Source organism: Pseudomonas sp. Z4-7, assembly GCF_051131965.1.
Classification (GTDB): Bacteria; Pseudomonadota; Gammaproteobacteria; order Pseudomonadales; family Pseudomonadaceae; genus Aquipseudomonas.
Genome location: NZ_CP071642.1, coordinates 4,978,817 through 4,995,932, shown reverse-complemented (window position 1 = coordinate 4,995,932; position 17,116 = coordinate 4,978,817). Strand labels below are relative to the sequence as shown.

General features: G+C 61.5%; 20 protein-coding genes. 19 read left to right on the top strand and 1 reads right to left on the bottom strand.

The genetic code is table 11. The annotated features are described in order from the left end of the window. The first annotated feature begins 62 nt into the window (after positions 1 to 62). On the top strand, positions 63 to 611 hold the full coding sequence (locus J3P91_RS22410) for a glycine zipper 2TM domain-containing protein (RefSeq protein WP_014336691.1): 549 nt from the start codon (positions 63 to 65) through the stop codon (positions 609 to 611). A gap of 314 nt (positions 612 to 925) precedes the next feature. On the opposite strand, the gene suhB is transcribed toward J3P91_RS22410, so the two are convergent. After that, positions 926 to 1,744 carry a type III secretion system regulator SuhB gene (gene suhB / locus J3P91_RS22405; protein ID WP_003185165.1) on the bottom strand — a complete coding sequence of 273 codons (819 nt, stop codon included), beginning with the start codon at positions 1,742 to 1,744 and terminating at the stop codon, positions 926 to 928. A 144-nt stretch (positions 1,745 to 1,888) separates the two neighbouring features. Between suhB and trmJ the strand changes: the two genes are divergently transcribed. From trmJ to bamB, 18 genes are all read left to right on the top strand, one after another. Next, positions 1,889 to 2,659: a tRNA (cytosine(32)/uridine(32)-2'-O)-methyltransferase TrmJ gene (gene trmJ, locus J3P91_RS22400; protein ID WP_434601776.1), complete on the top strand. Its 771-nt coding sequence runs from the start codon at positions 1,889 to 1,891 to the stop codon at positions 2,657 to 2,659. A 1-nt stretch (position 2,660) separates the two neighbouring features. After that, complete coding sequence (gene cysE, locus J3P91_RS22395) at positions 2,661 to 3,437, top strand: serine O-acetyltransferase (protein ID WP_434571967.1); 777 nt, start codon at positions 2,661 to 2,663, stop codon at positions 3,435 to 3,437. Between the two features lie 239 nt (positions 3,438 to 3,676). After that, entirely contained in the window at positions 3,677 to 4,168 is a 492-nt protein-coding gene (gene iscR, locus J3P91_RS22390; protein WP_030139599.1) for a Fe-S cluster assembly transcriptional regulator IscR, read from the top strand. Between the two features lie 50 nt (positions 4,169 to 4,218). Continuing rightward, positions 4,219 to 5,433, top strand: coding sequence for an IscS subfamily cysteine desulfurase (locus J3P91_RS22385; RefSeq protein ID WP_434571968.1), 1,215 nt, complete (start codon positions 4,219 to 4,221; stop codon positions 5,431 to 5,433). A 43-nt stretch (positions 5,434 to 5,476) separates the two neighbouring features. After that, positions 5,477 to 5,863, top strand: a complete 387-nt coding sequence (gene iscU / locus J3P91_RS22380; RefSeq protein ID WP_003185157.1) for a Fe-S cluster assembly scaffold IscU — start codon at positions 5,477 to 5,479, stop codon at positions 5,861 to 5,863. 24 nt (positions 5,864 to 5,887) lie between these two features. Beyond that, entirely contained in the window at positions 5,888 to 6,211 is a 324-nt protein-coding gene (gene iscA / locus J3P91_RS22375; RefSeq protein WP_003185155.1) for an iron-sulfur cluster assembly protein IscA, read from the top strand. An 8-nt stretch (positions 6,212 to 6,219) separates the two neighbouring features. Next, a complete protein-coding gene (gene hscB, locus J3P91_RS22370) occupies positions 6,220 to 6,741 on the top strand; it encodes a co-chaperone HscB (protein ID WP_305498984.1) in 522 nt (173 codons plus the stop codon). A gap of 50 nt (positions 6,742 to 6,791) precedes the next feature. Further along, on the top strand, positions 6,792 to 8,654 hold the full coding sequence (gene hscA, locus J3P91_RS22365) for a Fe-S protein assembly chaperone HscA (protein WP_434601775.1): 1,863 nt from the start codon (positions 6,792 to 6,794) through the stop codon (positions 8,652 to 8,654). Between the two features lie 3 nt (positions 8,655 to 8,657). After that, positions 8,658 to 8,999 carry an ISC system 2Fe-2S type ferredoxin gene (gene fdx, locus J3P91_RS22360; protein ID WP_434571971.1) on the top strand — a complete coding sequence of 114 codons (342 nt, stop codon included), beginning with the start codon at positions 8,658 to 8,660 and terminating at the stop codon, positions 8,997 to 8,999. 13 nt (positions 9,000 to 9,012) lie between these two features. Further along, positions 9,013 to 9,213: a Fe-S cluster assembly protein IscX gene (gene iscX, locus J3P91_RS22355; RefSeq protein ID WP_434601774.1), complete on the top strand. Its 201-nt coding sequence runs from the start codon at positions 9,013 to 9,015 to the stop codon at positions 9,211 to 9,213. Between the two features lie 87 nt (positions 9,214 to 9,300). Continuing rightward, positions 9,301 to 9,726 (top strand): nucleoside-diphosphate kinase, encoded by a 426-nt coding sequence (ndk, locus tag J3P91_RS22350; RefSeq protein WP_042727994.1) that lies wholly within the window; start codon positions 9,301 to 9,303, stop codon positions 9,724 to 9,726. A gap of 28 nt (positions 9,727 to 9,754) precedes the next feature. Beyond that, positions 9,755 to 10,903 carry a 23S rRNA (adenine(2503)-C(2))-methyltransferase RlmN gene (gene rlmN / locus J3P91_RS22345; RefSeq protein ID WP_092202362.1) on the top strand — a complete coding sequence of 383 codons (1,149 nt, stop codon included), beginning with the start codon at positions 9,755 to 9,757 and terminating at the stop codon, positions 10,901 to 10,903. Positions 10,904 to 10,915: 12 nt separating this feature from the next. Continuing rightward, on the top strand, positions 10,916 to 11,674 hold the full coding sequence (gene pilW / locus J3P91_RS22340; protein WP_305498992.1) for a type IV pilus biogenesis/stability protein PilW: 759 nt from the start codon (positions 10,916 to 10,918) through the stop codon (positions 11,672 to 11,674). Beyond that, positions 11,674 to 12,705, top strand: a complete 1,032-nt coding sequence (locus J3P91_RS22335; RefSeq protein ID WP_434605205.1) for a RodZ domain-containing protein — start codon at positions 11,674 to 11,676, stop codon at positions 12,703 to 12,705. The genes pilW and J3P91_RS22335 overlap by 1 nt, the downstream gene beginning before the upstream one ends. Positions 12,706 to 12,708: 3 nt before the next feature. Continuing rightward, entirely contained in the window at positions 12,709 to 13,818 is a 1,110-nt protein-coding gene (gene ispG / locus J3P91_RS22330) for a flavodoxin-dependent (E)-4-hydroxy-3-methylbut-2-enyl-diphosphate synthase (RefSeq protein WP_305498996.1), read from the top strand. Positions 13,819 to 13,840: 22 nt separating this feature from the next. Further along, complete coding sequence (gene hisS / locus J3P91_RS22325) at positions 13,841 to 15,130, top strand: histidine--tRNA ligase (RefSeq protein WP_305498998.1); 1,290 nt, start codon at positions 13,841 to 13,843, stop codon at positions 15,128 to 15,130. Between the two features lie 40 nt (positions 15,131 to 15,170). Then, entirely contained in the window at positions 15,171 to 15,812 is a 642-nt protein-coding gene (locus J3P91_RS22320; RefSeq protein ID WP_434571975.1) for a YfgM family protein, read from the top strand. Continuing rightward, positions 15,805 to 16,956 carry an outer membrane protein assembly factor BamB gene (gene bamB, locus J3P91_RS22315; protein ID WP_434571977.1) on the top strand — a complete coding sequence of 384 codons (1,152 nt, stop codon included), beginning with the start codon at positions 15,805 to 15,807 and terminating at the stop codon, positions 16,954 to 16,956. Before J3P91_RS22320 ends, bamB begins: the two co-directional genes overlap by 8 nt. Positions 16,957 to 17,116: the final 160 nt, after the last annotated feature.

Sequence of the window (17,116 nt, the reverse complement as noted above, 5' to 3'; positions counted from 1 at the left end):
TTTTGTGCTCCAAGGCTGGGAGAAGCGCGGATTATTCCGCTTGTAATGGCCTGGAGGTTCAAGTGAACAAATCGATGCTGGTTGGTGCGGTATTGGGTGCTGTCGGTGTAACAGCCGGTGGTGCGGTCGCCACCTACAGCTTGGTAAAAAGTGGCCCTGAGTATGCGCAAGTACTGGCCGTGGAACCGGTCAAGACCCAGATCAAGACCCCGCGTGAAGTGTGCAAGGACGTGACAGTGACCCGGCAGAAGCCGGTTCAGGATCAACACCAGATCGCCGGCACCGTGCTCGGCGCCGTGGCCGGTGGCCTGTTGGGCAACCAGATCGGCGGCGGCACCGGCAAGAAGATCGCCACCGTGGCGGGTGCGGCTGGCGGCGGTTATGCCGGTAACAAGATTCAGGAAGGCATGCAGGAACGCGACACGTACACCACTACCCAGACTCGCTGCAACACCGTCAATGACATCAGCGACAAGGTTGTAGGCTACGACGTTCGCTACATGCTCGACGGCAAGGAAGGCAAAGTCCGCATGGACCGCGACCCGGGCAACCAGATCCCGGTCAGCAAGGAAGGCCAACTGATCCTGGGCCAGAACGAACCGGCCCAGTAATCGAACCGCTATGAAAAAGCACCCTCCGGGGTGCTTTTTTTTGTGCCCGTATTTTCTGTCCCGCGCCCACCCCGTATTCCCTGTGGGAGCGAGCCTGCTCGCGAAGGCGGTGGCTCAGTCTGCTTCATATTCAAGGTGTAACCCATCGTGGCGAGGGAGCTTGCTCCCGCTGGGCTGCGCAGCAGACCCAAGATCTTGCGGTCGCTGCGCAACCGAGCGGGAGCAAGCTCCCTCGCCACGGATTACCTGTATCCGGGTAAAGTGACAGGCATAAAAAAAGCACCCCGAAGGGTGCTTCTCTCGAGCCGAGCGGCTTAGCGCTTCAGCGAGGCCGGCAGGTGCGGCTGGATCGCCGTCAGCACAGCCTTGAAGCATTTGGTGTTGCCGGCAACGATGTGGCCTTTTTCAAGGAAATCGTGGCCGCCGGTGAAGTCACTCACCAAGCCACCCGCTTCCTGGATCAACAGGGCGCCTGCCGCCATGTCCCACTCGGACAGGCCCGATTCCCAGAACGCATCGAAACGACCGGCAGCTACATAAGCCAGGTCCAAGCTCGCGGCACCGGCGCGGCGGATGCCGGCGGTCTGGCCGACCAGGGCGCGGAACATGCCCAGGTAGTTGTCGAGGTTGTCCATCTGGTCATCACGGAACGGGAAACCGGTGCCCAGCAGGGCGCCGTCCAGGCTGGTGCGGCCGCTGACGCGCAGGCGACGGCCGTTCAGTTGGGCGCCACGGCCACGGCTGGCGGTGAATTCTTCCTGGCGAACCGGGTCCAGCACGACGGCGTGTTCCAGGCGGCCACGGTACTTGCAGGCGATGCTGACAGCGAAGTGAGGAATGCCACGCAGGAAGTTGGTGGTGCCGTCCAGCGGATCGATAATCCACAGGTACTCTTCGCCTTCGATGCCGGTACCGGCGTGCATGCCGGTCTCTTCACCGAGGATGGAGTGGTTCGGGTAAGCCTTGCGCAGGGCGTCGACGATCTTCTGTTCGGCGGCGCGATCAACCTCGGACACATAGTCCTTGGCATCTTTTTCGTCGACCTTGATGGTATCCAGGCGCTCGATGGAGCGGAAGATCAGTTCACTGGCGCTGCGGGCGGCGCGCAGCGCGATATTCAGCATGGGCTGCATGGATGTGTCACCTAAGGTTGTTAAAGAAAGCCGCGCATTCTATCAGAAAGTTTTCACAGGAGAAGGTTGGTGTTCGCTTTCATAGCTTAACGGTAGGTGCTTAGGTAAGATTTGCTCCCTTTTATATGTTCGAGAGCGCCTCCCTTGTTGCAGAACATTCGTGTCGTCCTGGTCAATACCAGCCATCCGGGTAACATCGGCGGAGCTGCGCGGGCCATGAAGAACATGGGCCTGTCGCGGCTGGTGCTGGTCGAGCCGCGCTCGTTTCCCCATCACGAAGCCGACGCGCGGGCATCCGGCGCCGGTGACATTCTCGCCAATGCCCAGGTCGTCGCCACCCTGGAAGACGCCTTGGTGGGTTGCAACCTGGTGCTCGGCACCAGCGCCCGCGACCGCCGTATCCCCTGGCCGCTGCTCGATCCCCGCGAATGCGGCACCAAGGTGGTCGAGGAAGCGGGGCAGGGCGCGGAAATCGCCTTGGTGTTTGGCCGTGAAGATTCCGGCCTCACCAATGAAGAGCTGCAGCGATGTCATTTTCACGTGCATATCCCCTCCGACCCCGGCTTCAGCTCGCTGAACCTCGGGGCGGCGGTGCAGGTATTGAGCTATGAAGTGCGCATGGCCTGGCTGCAAGCCGAAGGCCAGCCCAGCAAGGTGGAAAAATTCGAGGCGACGTCGCCGCGCAGTGAGACACTGGCGACCATGGACGAGCTGGAGCGATTTTATGAACACCTGGAGCAGACCCTGGTGGACATCGAATTCCTTGACCCGGACAAGCCTCGGCACTTGATGGCGCGCCTGCGTCGGTTGTACGGACGAAGCTCGGTGAGCCGGGCGGAAATGAATATATTGCGCGGCATCCTCACGGAAACCCAGAAAGCGGCCCGTGGCGAGCTGATTAAGCGGAAGGTATAAAATGTTCGAACGTTTGCGTGAAGATATCCAGAGCGTCTTCCATCGTGACCCGGCGGCGCGCAATGCCTTTGAAGTGCTGACCTGCTACCCCGGCATGCACGCAATCTGGATTCATCGCCTGTCCGGCGCCTTGTGGAGCATGGGTTGGAAATGGCTGGCGCGGCTGGTCTCGAACTTCGGCCGCTGGCTGACCGGCATCGAGATCCATCCGGGCGCCAAGGTCGGCCGGCGGTTTTTCATCGATCACGGCATGGGCATCGTCATCGGCGAGACCGCCGAGATCGGCGACGACGTGACGCTCTATCAGGGCGTGACCCTCGGCGGCACCAGCTGGAACAAAGGCAAGCGCCACCCGACCCTGGAAAACGGCGTTGTCGTCGGTGCTGGCGCCAAGGTGCTCGGCCCGTTCACCGTGGGCGCGGGGGCGAAAGTCGGCTCCAACGCCGTGGTCACCAAGGCCGTGCCGCCCGGCGCGACCGTGGTGGGTATTCCGGGGCGGATCATCGTCAAGTCGGACGAAGAGCAGGACGCCCGGCGCAAGGCCATGGCCGAGAAGATCGGCTTCGATGCCTACGGTGTCGGCGAAGACATGCCCGACCCGGTGGCGCGCGCCATCAACCAGTTGCTCGATCACCTGCAAGCGGTGGACGGGCGCCTGGAGGGGATGTGCGGCGCCCTGAAGGAGCTGGGGAGTGATTATTGTGCCAAGGATCTGCCGGAACTGCGCGAGGAAGACTTTGCGTGTGTGAAGGACAAGGACCAAAGCCAGGCTAGCTGAAACCCGGCAGGCCTCTTCGCGAGCAGGCTCGCTCCCACACTGGACCGCCAGCCCCTGTGGGAGCGAGCCTGCTCGCGAAGAACGATAACGCGGTACAGCTGGTCGTTAGCCGCCTGCCTTTGCTATCATGCGCGCGCTCTTTTGCGGGTAAACCCGAGTAAAGCACTAGGTCTTATACTTGACTTAAATACTCGGGAATTGCATACTCGCCCCCATTCCGAACTTCGTGGTAATTGTCCATGCGACTGACTACAAAAGGCCGATACGCCGTGACCGCAATGCTCGATCTGGCATTGCATGCGCAGCACGGGCCGGTGTCCCTGGCCGATATCTCCGAACGCCAGGGCATCTCCCTGTCCTACCTCGAACAGCTGTTCGCCAAGCTGCGCCGCAGCAACCTGGTCTCCAGCGTTCGTGGCCCCGGTGGCGGCTACCAGCTGTCGCGCGAGATGCAAGGCATCCAGGTCGCCCAGGTGATCGATGCCGTGAACGAATCGGTCGATGCGACCAAATGCCAAGGGCTGGGCGACTGCCACGGCGGCGATACTTGCCTGACCCATCATCTGTGGTGCGACTTGAGCCTGCAGATTCACGAATTTCTGAGTGGTATCAGCTTGGCCGACCTTGTGACTCGCCGTGAGGTGCAAGAAGTAGCCCAGCGTCAGGACCAGCGCCGTTGCAATGGCAAGGCGCCGCACCTGGACAAGATTGAAGCGTCCGCCGTCGAATGACTGCCGCAGAGCACGCGGAACGCCAGCCAGCCTGATTTAGGAGAGAGTCCATGAAATTGCCGATTTACCTTGATTACTCTGCGACCACCCCGGTTGATCCGCGTGTCGCGCAAAAGATGAGTGAATGCCTGCTGGTCGACGGAAACTTCGGCAACCCGGCCTCGCGTTCCCACGTGTTCGGCTGGAAAGCCGAAGAGTCGGTCGAAAACGCCCGTCGCCAAGTCGCTGACCTGGTCAATGCCGACCCCCGCGAGATCGTCTGGACCTCCGGTGCCACCGAGTCCGACAACCTGGCAATCAAGGGTGTCGCGCATTTCTACCACACCAAGGGCAAGCACCTGATCACCTCCAAGATCGAGCACAAGGCTGTCCTGGACACCATGCGCCAACTGGAGCGTGAAGGCTTCGAAGTCACCTACATCGAGCCCGGTGAAGACGGCATCATCACCCCGGCCATGGTCGAAGCCGTACTGCGCGACGACACCATCCTGGTTTCGATCATGCACGTGAACAACGAAATCGGCACCGTCAACGACATCGCGGCCATCGGCGAACTGACCCGTTCCAAGGGCGTCCTGTTCCACGTCGACGGCGCGCAGTCTACTGGCAAGGTCGACATCGACCTGTCCAAGCTGAAAGTCGACCTGATGTCCTTCTCGGCCCACAAGACTTATGGCCCTAAAGGCATCGGCGCCCTGTACGTCAGCCGCAAGCCGCGTGTTCGCCTCGAAGCGACCATGCACGGCGGCGGTCACGAGCGTGGCATGCGTTCCGGTACCCTGGCGACGCACCAGATCGTCGGCATGGGCGAAGCCTTCCGCGTGGCCAAGGAAGACATGGCCGCCGAGAACGTCCGCATCAAAGCCTTGAGCGACCGTTTCTTCAAGCAGGTCGAGCACCTCGAAGAGCTCTACGTCAACGGCAGCATGACCGCCCGCGTTCCACACAACCTGAACCTGAGCTTCAACTACGTTGAAGGCGAGTCGCTGATCATGGCGCTCAAGGATCTGGCGGTGTCGTCCGGTTCGGCGTGCACCTCAGCGTCGCTGGAGCCTTCCTACGTACTGCGTGCCCTGGGCCGCAACGACGAACTGGCTCACAGCTCGATCCGCTTCACCTTCGGCCGCTTCACCACCGAAGAAGAAATCGATTACGCCGCGCAGAAAGTCTGCGAGGCCGTTACCAAGCTGCGTGCTCTTTCGCCGCTGTGGGACATGTACAAAGACGGCGTCGACATTTCGAAAATCGAATGGGCGGCGCACTGAGAAGTCGCCACCAGAGCGGCTCCACTGATGAGGATTAAAGCAAATGGCATATAGCGAAAAGGTCATCGACCACTACGAGAACCCGCGCAACGTCGGCAAGATGGACGCGCAGGATCCTGACGTCGGCACCGGCATGGTCGGCGCCCCGGCGTGCGGCGACGTGATGCGTCTGCAGATCAAGGTCAACGAGCAAGGCATCATCGAAGATGCCAAGTTCAAGACCTACGGCTGCGGCTCCGCCATCGCGTCCAGCTCCCTGGCCACCGAGTGGATGAAGGGCAAGACCCTCGACGAAGCCGAAACCATCAAGAACACTCAGTTGGCCGAAGAACTGGCCTTGCCGCCAGTGAAAATCCACTGCTCGGTACTCGCTGAAGACGCCATCAAGGCCGCCGTTCGCGACTACAAGCAGAAGAAAGGCTTGATTTGATCCGCGTTACGGTAAGGAGTTTCCATGGCTATCCAGATGACAGAAGCGGCAGCTAACCATATCCAGCGCTCACTTGCGGGGCGCGGCAAGGGCGAGGGTATCCGCCTGGGTGTTCGCACCACGGGTTGTTCCGGCCTCGCCTATGTACTGGAATTCGTCGACGAAGTCGGTGAAGACGATCAGGTGTTCGAGAGTCATGGTCAGAAAGTGATCATCGACCCCAAGAGCCTGACGTACCTGGACGGCACCGAGCTGGATTTCGTCAAGGAAGGGTTGAACGAAGGCTTCAAGTTCAACAACCCCAACGTGCGCGGTGAATGTGGCTGCGGCGAAAGCTTCAATATCTGAGGCTGCTCGTGGGTACTCCTTGTCATTTTGCGTTGTTCCAGTTGCAGCCTGCTTTCCAGCTGGACCTCGATCAGTTGTCCGCGCGTTATCTGGAACTGGCCCGTGGTGTCCACCCCGACCGCTTTGCCGATGCCTCCGAGGCTGAGCAGCGGCGGGCGCTCGAGCAGTCGGCGAACCTCAACGAGGCCTACCAGACGCTCAAGAGTCCGGCCAAGCGCGCGCGGTACCTGCTCGCCATTAGCGGTCATGAGCTGCCCCTGGAAGTCACGGTGCACGATCCCGAGTTCCTGTTGCAGCAGATGCAATGGCGCGAGGAGCTCGAAGACCTGCAGGACAGCGCCGACCTGGCGGGTGTCGCGGTCTTCAAGCGTCGCCTGAAAGACGCCCAGCAAGAACTCAACGAGAGCTTCGCCGCCTGCTGGAACGACGCTGCGCAACGCGAACAGGCCGAACGCCTGATGCGGCGCATGCAGTTCCTCGACAAGCTGACCTACGAAGTGCGCCAGCTGGAAGAGCGCCTCGACGATTAACCCAGTGCCGCTCCGGTCGCACGCCTGATTACAGATAAGTCCTGATTACGATGGCCCTACTGCAGATCGCCGAACCCGGCCAAAGTCCACAACCGCACCAGCGTCGCCTGGCTGTCGGGATCGACTTGGGTACCACCAATTCCCTGGTCGCTGCTTTGCGCAGCGGTCTTTCCGAGCCGCTGGCCGACGAGCAGGGGCGGGTGATCCTGCCGTCTGCCGTGCGCTACCACGCCGATCGCGTCGAAGTTGGCGAGTCGGCCAAGCTGGCCGCCGCCACCGATCCACTCAATACCGTCGTGTCGGTCAAGCGCTTGATGGGTCGTGGTCTGTCCGACGTCAAGCAATTGGGTGATCAACTGCCGTACCGTTTCGTCGGCGGCGAATCCCACATGCCGTTCATCGAAACCGTGCAGGGCCCGAAAAGCCCGGTAGAAGTCTCCGCCGATATCCTCAAGGTCCTGCGTCAGCGCGCCGAAGCCGCGTTGGGCGGTGAACTGGTGGGCGCGGTGATCACCGTCCCGGCCTATTTCGATGACGCCCAGCGCCAAGCCACCAAGGACGCGGCCAAGCTCGCCGGTCTCAACGTGCTGCGTCTGCTCAACGAGCCGACGGCGGCTGCGGTGGCGTACGGGCTGGACCAGCATGCCGAGGGCCTCGTCGCCATTTACGACCTGGGCGGCGGCACGTTTGATATTTCGATCCTGCGCCTGACCGGCGGGGTCTTCGAAGTCCTCGCCACCGGTGGCGACAGCGCCCTGGGCGGCGACGATTTCGATCACGCTATTGCCGGCTGGATCATCGAGCAGGCGGGCTTGTCCGCTGATCTCGATCCGGGTACCCAGCGCCATCTGCTACAAACCGCCTGCGCCGCCAAGGAAGCCTTGACCGACGCCGCCAGCGTTGAAGTCGCTTACGGCGAGTGGACAGCCACGCTGACCCGCGAAGCCTTCAATGCCCTGATCGAACCCATGGTCGCTCGCAGCCTCAAGGCCTGCCGCCGTGCCGTGCGTGATTCCGGCGTCGAGCTGGAAGATGTCAAGGCCGTGGTCATGGTCGGTGGTTCGACCCGCGTGCCTCGGGTTCGCGAAGCCGTTGCCGAAGCCTTTGGCCGCCAGCCGCTGACTGAAATCGACCCGGACCAGGTGGTCGCCATCGGCGCCGCGATCCAGGCCGATACCCTGGCTGGCAACAAGCGCGATGGCGGCGAATTGCTGCTGCTCGACGTGATTCCGTTGTCCCTGGGCCTGGAAACCATGGGCGGGCTGATGGAGAAGGTGATCCCGCGCAACACCACCATCCCCGTCGCCCGCGCCCAGGATTTCACCACTTATAAAGACGGCCAGTCGGCCATGATGATTCATGTGCTGCAAGGCGAGCGTGAGTTGATCAGCGACTGCCGCTCCCTGGCGCGTTTCGAATTGCGCGGCATCCCGGCGATGGTCGCTGGCGCGGCGAAGATTCGCGTGACCTTCCAGGTCGACGCCGATGGCCTGCTCAATGTCTCTGCCCGCGAGCTTGGTTCGGGCGTCGAGGCTAGCGTCCAGGTCAAGCCGTCCTACGGCCTGACCGACGGCGAAATCGCCAAGATGCTCAAGGATTCGTTCCAGCACGCCAGCGACGACAAGGTCGCCCGTGTGCTGCGCGAGCAACAGGTCGACGCCCAGCGCTTGATCGAAGCCGTGCAGGCCGCCCTCGAAGCCGACGGCGAGCGCTTGCTCGACGCCGAGGAGCGCATGGTCATCGAAATGCAGATGCAAGAACTCTCCGAATTGATCAAGGGCACCGATGGCTATGCCATCGAGCAGCAGACCAAGCGTCTGTCGCAAGTCACCGATGCCTTTGCTGCCCGCCGCCTGGACTCGACGGTGAAAGCCGCCCTGGCGGGGCGCAACCTGAATGAAATCGAGGAATAACTGATGCCGCAGGTGATTTTTCTGCCCCACGAGAAGTTCTGCCCGGACGGCATGGTCGTGGAAGCCGAGCCCGGAACGTCCATTCTTGACCTGGCCCACGAACACCACATCGAGATGGAAAGTGCCTGTGGCGGCGTTTGCGCTTGCACGACCTGCCACTGCATCATTCGTGAAGGTTTCGAGTCGCTGGAAGAGGCGGACGAGCTGGAAGAAGACTTTCTTGACCGCGCCTGGGGGCTTGAGCCGCAATCGCGACTGGGTTGCCAGGCCATCGTCGGCACTGAAGACCTGACCGTCGAAATCCCGAGATACTCACTTAACCATGCGGCCGAAGCGCCGCACTGATGGTGACACTGTCATGAGCTATGGTTGGAATGATGTACAACGCATCGCGGAAGAATTGGCCGAAGCCCACGAGGGTCTCGATCCGTACTCCTTAGGTTTCGTCCGTCTGCAGCAGATGATCCTTGAGCTGCCTGACTTCGATGCCACCTCTGGCCGAGTCGGCGAGAAGGTGTTGGAAGCGGTTCAGGAGCTCTGGGCCGCAGAATTGGACTGATCGCCTCGCAGGTTAGGCAATACCCAAGAACCCGCGTATAATTCGCGGGTTTAATTTTTCGTAAATTACCGTTTCTGGAGTTACACCATGGCTGTTCAACGTACTTTCTCCATCATCAAGCCTGACGCCGTTGCTAAAAACGTGATCGGCAAGATCGTTACCCGCTTCGAAGACGCTGGCCTGCGCGTTGTAGCTTCGAAAATGAAGCAACTGTCCAAAGCCGAAGCCGAAGGCTTCTACGCTGAGCACAGCGAGCGCGGTTTCTTCGGTGAACTGGTTGCCTTCATGACTTCCGGTCCGGTTGTCGTTCAGGTGCTGGAAGGCGAAAACGCCATCGCTCGCAACCGTGAGCTGATGGGCGCTACCAACCCTAAAGAAGCTGCTGCCGGCACCATCCGTGCTGACTTCGCTGAATCCATCGACGCCAACGCCGTCCACGGTTCGGACTCCGAAGCCGCCGCTGCTCGCGAAATCGCTTACTTTTTCTCTGCTACTGAAGTAACCACTCGCTAAGCCCAGGCTTTTGAGTGAAGGTGAATCCATGACTACATCGAACGGCAAAACCAACCTGTTGGGCCTGACCCAGCCGGAAATGGAGAAATTCTTCGACTCGATCGGGGAGAAGCGTTTCCGTGCCGGTCAGGTGATGAAATGGATTCACCACTTTGGCGTCGACGATTTCGACGCCATGACGAATGTCGGCAAGGCCCTGCGCGAAAAGCTCAAGGCCGTTGCCGAGATTCGCGGCCCCGAAGTGGTCAGCCAGGACATTTCCAGCGACGGCACCCGCAAGTGGGTGGTGCGCGTGGCGTCCGGCAGCTGCGTCGAGACCGTCTACATTCCCCAGGGCAAGCGCGGCACCTTGTGCGTTTCGTCCCAGGCAGGCTGTGCCCTGGATTGCAGTTTCTGCTCCACCGGCAAGCAAGGCTTCAATAGCAACCTCACCGCCGCCGAAGTGATCGGCCAGGTGTGGATTGCCAACAAATCCTTTGGCAGCGTCCCGGCAACCGTCGACCGTGCCATCACCAACGTGGTGATGATGGGCATGGGTGAGCCGCTGCTGAACTTCGACAACGTCGTCGCCGCCATGCACCTGATGATGGATGACCTGGGCTACGGCATCTCCAAGCGCCGCGTGACCCTGTCCACCTCAGGCGTGGTGCCAATGATCGATGAGCTGGCCAAGCACATCGACGTCTCGCTGGCGTTGTCGCTGCACGCACCGAATGACGCATTGCGTAACCAATTGGTGCCGATCAACAAGAAATATCCGCTTAAGATGCTGCTCGAGTCGTGCCAGCGCTACATGTCGTCCCTGGGCGAAAAACGCGTGCTGACCATCGAGTACACCTTGCTCAAGGACGTAAATGACAAGGTTGAACACGCGGTCGAGATGATCGAGCTGCTCAAGAACATCCCGTGCAAGATCAACCTGATCCCGTTCAACCCGTTCCCGCATTCCGGCTACGAGCGTCCGAGCAACAATGCGATTCGTCGGTTCCAGGATCAGCTTCACCACGCTGGCTTCAACGTCACCGTGCGCACCACCCGTGGCGAAGACATCGATGCCGCGTGTGGCCAATTGGTAGGACAGGTGCTGGATCGCACCCGTCGCAGCGAACGCTACATTGCCGTGCGCGAATTGAACGCCGCGGACGATGCAGTACAGAACGCTGCGAACAGTCACTAAGAGAGGAACTCTATGTCCCTGCGCTTTGCGCTGCTGTTGCTGTTGGCCGGCCTTTGTTCCGGTTGTGTTCTGTCGGGCGACTATAACCCGATGAAAACCAGCAAGGGCCGTGACGAAGCGCGCGAGGCCTATGTGCAGCTGGGCATCGGCTATTTGCAACAGGGCATGACCGAACGGGCCAAGGTGCCGCTCAAGAAGGCCCTTGAGCTGGACAGCTCGGACGCCGATGCCAATGCGGCGCTGGCCTTGGTGTTCCAGGCCGAGATGGAGCCGGAACTGGCCGACGAACACTTTCGCAAGGCGTTGTCCGCCCGCCCGCAAGACGCCCGGATCCTCAACAATTACGGCAGCTTCCTCTACGAGCAGGCACGCTACAAGGAAGCCTACGAGCGCTTCGAGCAAGCGGCCGCCGATACCCTTTACCCTGAGCGTTCGCGGGTGTTCGAGAACCTCGGCATGACCGCCGCGAAACTCGGCCAGCGTGACCTGGCCCGCCAGCAGCTCGAAAAGGCGCTGCGGCTCAACCGCCAGCAACCGCGCGCGTTGCTGGAAATGGCTGAGTTGTCTTACGAAGACAGGCATTATGTGCCCGCTCGCGACTATTACGAGCGGTTTAGCCTGCTCAGCGAGCAAAATGCACGTAGTCTATTGCTCGGCGTTCGGCTGGCGCATGTGTTTGAAGATCGTGACAAGGCCGCCAGTTATGGCCTGCAACTCAAAAGACTCTATCCCGGTACGCCGGAATATCAGCAATACCTGTCGGAGCAATGATGAAAGCGGCGCATCCCGAAGTTGTAGCAGCGACTCGCGTAAATCCCGGTGAGACCCTGCGTCAAGCCCGCGAAAGCAATGGTTGGTCGCTGGCCGAAGTGGCCCTCAAGCTCAATCTCACCGTGACTTCCCTGAGCAACCTGGAAGCCGGCGCGTTCGACAAATTGCCAGGGCATACCTTCGCCCGGGGCTACATCCGCGCCTATGCCAAGTTGCTTGGCATGGACCAGACCGTGCTGGTCCAGCAATTCGATCAATACACCGGTTCCGACGCCCAGGGCAGCAGTGTGCACAGCCTGGGCCGTATCGAGGAGCCAGTGCGCGTCTCCCACACCATTTTGCGTATCGTCAGCCTGTTGCTGCTGATCGCGGTGATCGGTGGCGGTTTCGTCTGGTGGCAGGATCAGGCTTCCTTGCGCAGCAAGGAGCCGGTTGCGATGAACCCTGAGCATGTCGAAGTCGAAGGCGCTGACGGCACCACCCAGATTCATCCGTTGGATGAGCCGGAAGACCAGGCTGTTGTCGAAGGGCAGACCGAGGGTGAAACCGCCCTGGCATTGCCTCAAGGCCAAGATAACGGCGAGACCGATGCCGCCGCGGGTGCCGAGCCTGTCGTGCCATCCGTTCCCGCGCCAGCCCCAACGCCTGCCGCACCGACGGCTCCGGCCCATGCCGGCAGCGCGCCGACCACCCCCACGGCTCCAGCCCCCGTCACGCCAGCGCCAACCGTGGCCGCTCCGGCCGTGCCAGCAGCGCCAGCAACCCCGGCGGCCCCGGCTCCTGCGCCCGGCGATGGCCAGGTACAGATCCAGTTCACTGCCGATTGCTGGACGCAGATTACCGACGGCAACGGCAAGGTCCTGTTCAGCGGCCTCAAGCGCAAGGGCGACAGCACGTCCGTCAACGGCAGGCCGCCGTTTGCCGTACGCCTGGGCTATGCCCGTGGCGCGCAGGTCAGCTACAACGGCCAGCCGGTCGATGTGGCTCCGTTCACCAGTGGCGAGACCGCTCGCCTGAAGTTGGGTCAATAAGTCATGCACGGCGAATCTCCTATCAAGCGTCGCGAATCCCGGAAGATCTGGGTCGGTAACGTGCCCGTGGGCGGCGATGCGCCAATCGCTGTGCAGAGCATGACCAACAGCGACACCAATGACGTGGCCGCCACGGTCGCGCAAATCAATCGTCTTGAAGCCGCCGGCGTCGATATCGTGCGCGTATCCGTGCCGGACATGGACGCCGCCGAGGCGTTCGGCAAGATCAAGCAGCTGGTCAAGGTGCCGTTGGTGGCCGATATTCACTTCGACTACCGCATTGCCTTGCGCGTGGCCGAGCTGGGCGTCGACTGCCTGCGCATCAACCCGGGCAACATCGGTCGCGAAGATCGCGTGCGCGCGGTGGTGGATGCCGCCCGCGATCGCGGCATTCCGATCCGTATCGGGGTCAATGCCGGTTCCCTGGAAAAAGACCTGCAGAAAAAGTACGGCGAACCGACTCCGGCCGCGCTGGTGGAATCGGCGCTGCGCCATGTCGAGCACCTCGAACGCCTGAATTTCCCGGACTTCAAGGTCAGCGTGAAGGCCTCCGACGTGTTCATGGCCGTCGAAGCCTACCGCCTGCTGGCCAAGGAAATCGTCCAGCCGTTGCACCTGGGCATCACCGAAGCCGGTGGGTTGCGCTCGGGTACGGTGAAATCTGCCGTCGGCCTCGGTATGCTGCTCGCCGAAGGGATTGGCGATACCATCCGCATCTCGTTGGCGGCGGACCCGGTCGAGGAAGTGAAAGTCGGCTACGACATCCTCAAGTCCCTGCACCTGCGTTCCCGTGGGATCAACTTCATTGCCTGCCCGAGCTGCTCGCGGCAGAACTTCGATGTGGTCAAGACCATGAACGAGCTGGAAGGGCGCCTTGAAGACCTGCTGGTGCCGCTGGATGTCGCGGTGATCGGTTGCGTGGTCAACGGGCCCGGCGAAGCCAAGGAGGCCCATATCGGCCTGACGGGCGGCACGCCGAACCTGATTTACATCGACGGCAAGCCGTCGCAGAAACTGACGAATGACAATCTGGTGGATGAGCTGGAAAAGCTGATCCGCCAGAAAGCGGCCGAAAAGGTCGAAGCCGACGCAGCGGTCATCGCGCGCGGTTAAGTCGCAAGATTAAGGAATACACGTGAGCAAGTCTCTGCAAGCCATTCGTGGCATGAACGACATCCTGCCCGAGCAGACGCCCTTGTGGCGCTATTTCGAGGGCACCGTCGCGCGCCTGCTGGATAACTACGGTTACCGGCAGATCCGCATGCCCATCGTCGAGTTCACCGAGCTGTTCAAGCGCTCCATCGGTGAAGTGACCGACATCGTCGAAAAAGAAATGTACACCTTCGACGATCGCAACGGCGATTCCCTGACCCTGCGCCCCGAAGGCACGGCAGCGTGCGTGCGTGCAGTGCTTGAGCACGGCATCACCGGCGGCGGCCAGGTGCAGAAACTCTGGTACATCGGTCCGATGTTCCGCCACGAGCGTCCGCAGAAAGGTCGTTATCGCCAGTTTCACCAGATCGGCCTTGAAGTATTCAACCTGGAAGGTCCGGACATCGATGCCGAGCTGATCGTGATGACCTGGCGCCTGTGGGGCGAGCTGGGCCTGCGCGATGCGGTCAAGCTTGAGCTCAACAGCCTGGGCACCAGCGAATCCCGTGGCCGCTACCGCGAGGCGTTGGTGGAATTTTTGTCCGCCCATGTCGACAAGCTCGACGAAGACAGCCAGCGCCGCCTGAAGACCAACCCGCTGCGCGTGCTTGATACCAAGCACCCGGAGACCCAGGCGATCCTGGTGGACGCGCCGAAAATGGCCGACTACCTCGACGACGAATCCCGCGCGCATTTCGAAGGGCTGAAGGCACGTCTGGACGCCGTCGGCATCCCTTACGTGATCAACCCCAAGTTGGTCCGTGGCCTGGATTACTACAGCAAGACCGTCTTCGAATGGGTCACCGACAAGCTCGGGGCCCAGGGCACCGTGTGCGCCGGTGGCCGCTACGACGGGCTGGTGGAGCAGATGGGCGGCAAGCCGACCCCGGGCGTGGGTTTTGCCATGGGTATCGAGCGCCTGGTGCTGATGCTTGAAGCGCTGGACAAGGTGCCGGAAGAACTGGCCCGCCAGGTCGATGTGTACCTCTGCGCCTTTGGCGAGGCCGCCGAACTGGCCGCCCTGGCCCTGAGCGAGCGAGTGCGCGATCAGTTGCCCAACCTGCGTCTGCAGATCAACGCCGGCGCCGGCAGCTTCAAGAGCCAATTCAAGAAGGCCGACAAGAGCGGTGCACTGTACGCACTGATTCTTGGTGACGACGAACTGGCTCAACAAGTGGTAGGTTTCAAACCCCTGCGTGGCCAGGGCGAACAACAAAGCATTGCCTGGGATGCGCTTGCTGCACACCTGGCCACCTGCGTCGTGCAGGGTTGAAGCTGTCAAACAGCCGATTTAGCGATTAAGGAGTATTGGGGTGTCGAGTACCGAAGATGAACAGCTGGCGGATTTGAAGGACTGGTGGACGCGCAACGGCAAGCCGCTGGTCACTGGCGGCCTGTTGGCGCTGGTCATCGTGTTCGGCTGGCAGGCCTACCAGAAATACCAGAGCAACCAGTCGCAAGGTGCCTCGGTGCTTTACCAGCAACTGCTGGAAACCACCCTGACCCCCGACGGCAAGCCTGACGCGGCGCGCGTGGCGGACCTGGCCGGCAAGCTCAACAAAGAGTTCGGCGGCACCGCCTACGCCCAGTACGGCAGCCTGTTCGTGGCCAAGGTCGCGGTCGACAGCGGCAAGCTGGACGACGCGGTCACCGAGCTGAAAGCCATCGTCGACAAACCGGCCAACCCGACCTTGGGCGAAGTCGCGCGTCAGCGCCTGGCGCAGGTGCTGGCGGCACAGAACAAGGCCGAAGACGCGCTGAAGCTGCTCGACGGCGACGCCGACAAGGCGTTCCTGGCGACCCGCGAAGAACTCAAGGGCGACCTGCTGGTACAGCTGGGCCGTGCCAATGAGGCCCATGCGGCCTACCAAAAAGCCAAGGCTGCGCTGTCGGATGAAGCCGCAGTCGGTGGCCTGCAAATCAAGCTGGACGACCTGGCCAAAGGGGATGCGTGACGTGATCCGTTGGAAACATGCAGCATTGCTGGCCCTGGCCATTCTGGCCGCGGGTTGCAGCAGCAACAGCAAGAAAGAACTGCCTCCGGCCGAACTGACCGATTTCAAAGAAGAAGTCGTGCTGCAGAAGCAATGGAGCCGCTCCATCGGGGACGGCCAGGGTGAAACCTACAACATGCTGGTGCCGGCCATCGACGGCGACACCCTCTATGCCGGCGACGTGACTGGCGTCGTCATGGCCATGGATCGCATGAGCGGCGACGTCAAATGGGAAAAGGATCTTGAGCTGCCTGTGTCCGGCGCCGTTGGCGTGGGTTACGGGCTGGTCATGATCGGCACGCTCAAGGGCGAGATCGTCGCCCTGGACGCGAGCAGCGGTGAAGAGAGATGGCGCGCCCGCGTGACCAGCGAAGTCCTCGCGCCGCCTGCCACCAACGGTGATGTGGTCGTGGTACAGACCCAGGATGACCGCCTGATCGGCCTGGATGCCGCTACCGGCAACCAGCGCTGGTTGTACGACAGCACTCCGGCGGTACTGACCCTGCGTGGCACCAGCGCGCCGATCGTCACCAACCGCCTCGCGGTGGCTGGCTTGTCGACCGGTAAAGTCGTGGCCCTGGATATTTCCAACGGCGTACCGGTCTGGGAACAGCGCGTAGCAATCCCGCAAGGTCGTTCGGAGCTGGAGCGTGTGGTCGACATCGACGGCGGCCTGCTGCTGTCCGGCGGTACGCTGTACGTCGCCAGTTATCAGGGCCGCGTTGCGGCGCTGGACCTGGAAAGCGGTCGTCCGTTGTGGCAGCGCGATGCGTCGAGCTACGCCGGTGTCGCCCAAGGTTTCGGCAGCGTCTACGTGAGCCTGTCCTCGGGCACCGTCGAAGGCGTTGACGAGCGTTCCACTACCGCATTGTGGAGCAACGACTCCCTGGCCCGTCGCCAATTGTCGGCCCCGGAAGTGTTCTCCAGCTACGTTGCAGTGGGTGACCTGGAAGGTTACCTGCACCTGCTCAGCCAGGTCGACGGTCGTTTCGTCGGTCGCGAGCGCATCGACAGCGACGGCCTGCGTGCCCGTCCGCTGGTGGTGGGAAACATGATCTATGTGTATGGCAACAGCGGCAAACTGGAAGCCCTGACCATCAAGTAAGACTATGCTTGGGTTAATTCCCAAGCGGCTTCACCTTTGTAGGCGCGAGCCTGCTCGCGAATGCGCTGGTCCAGCGGCCTGTATGTCGACTGACCCACTGCTTTCGCGAGCAGGCTCGCTCTCACAAGGTGGCCCCCGAGCACCAGCCGCTGCCTCGCAG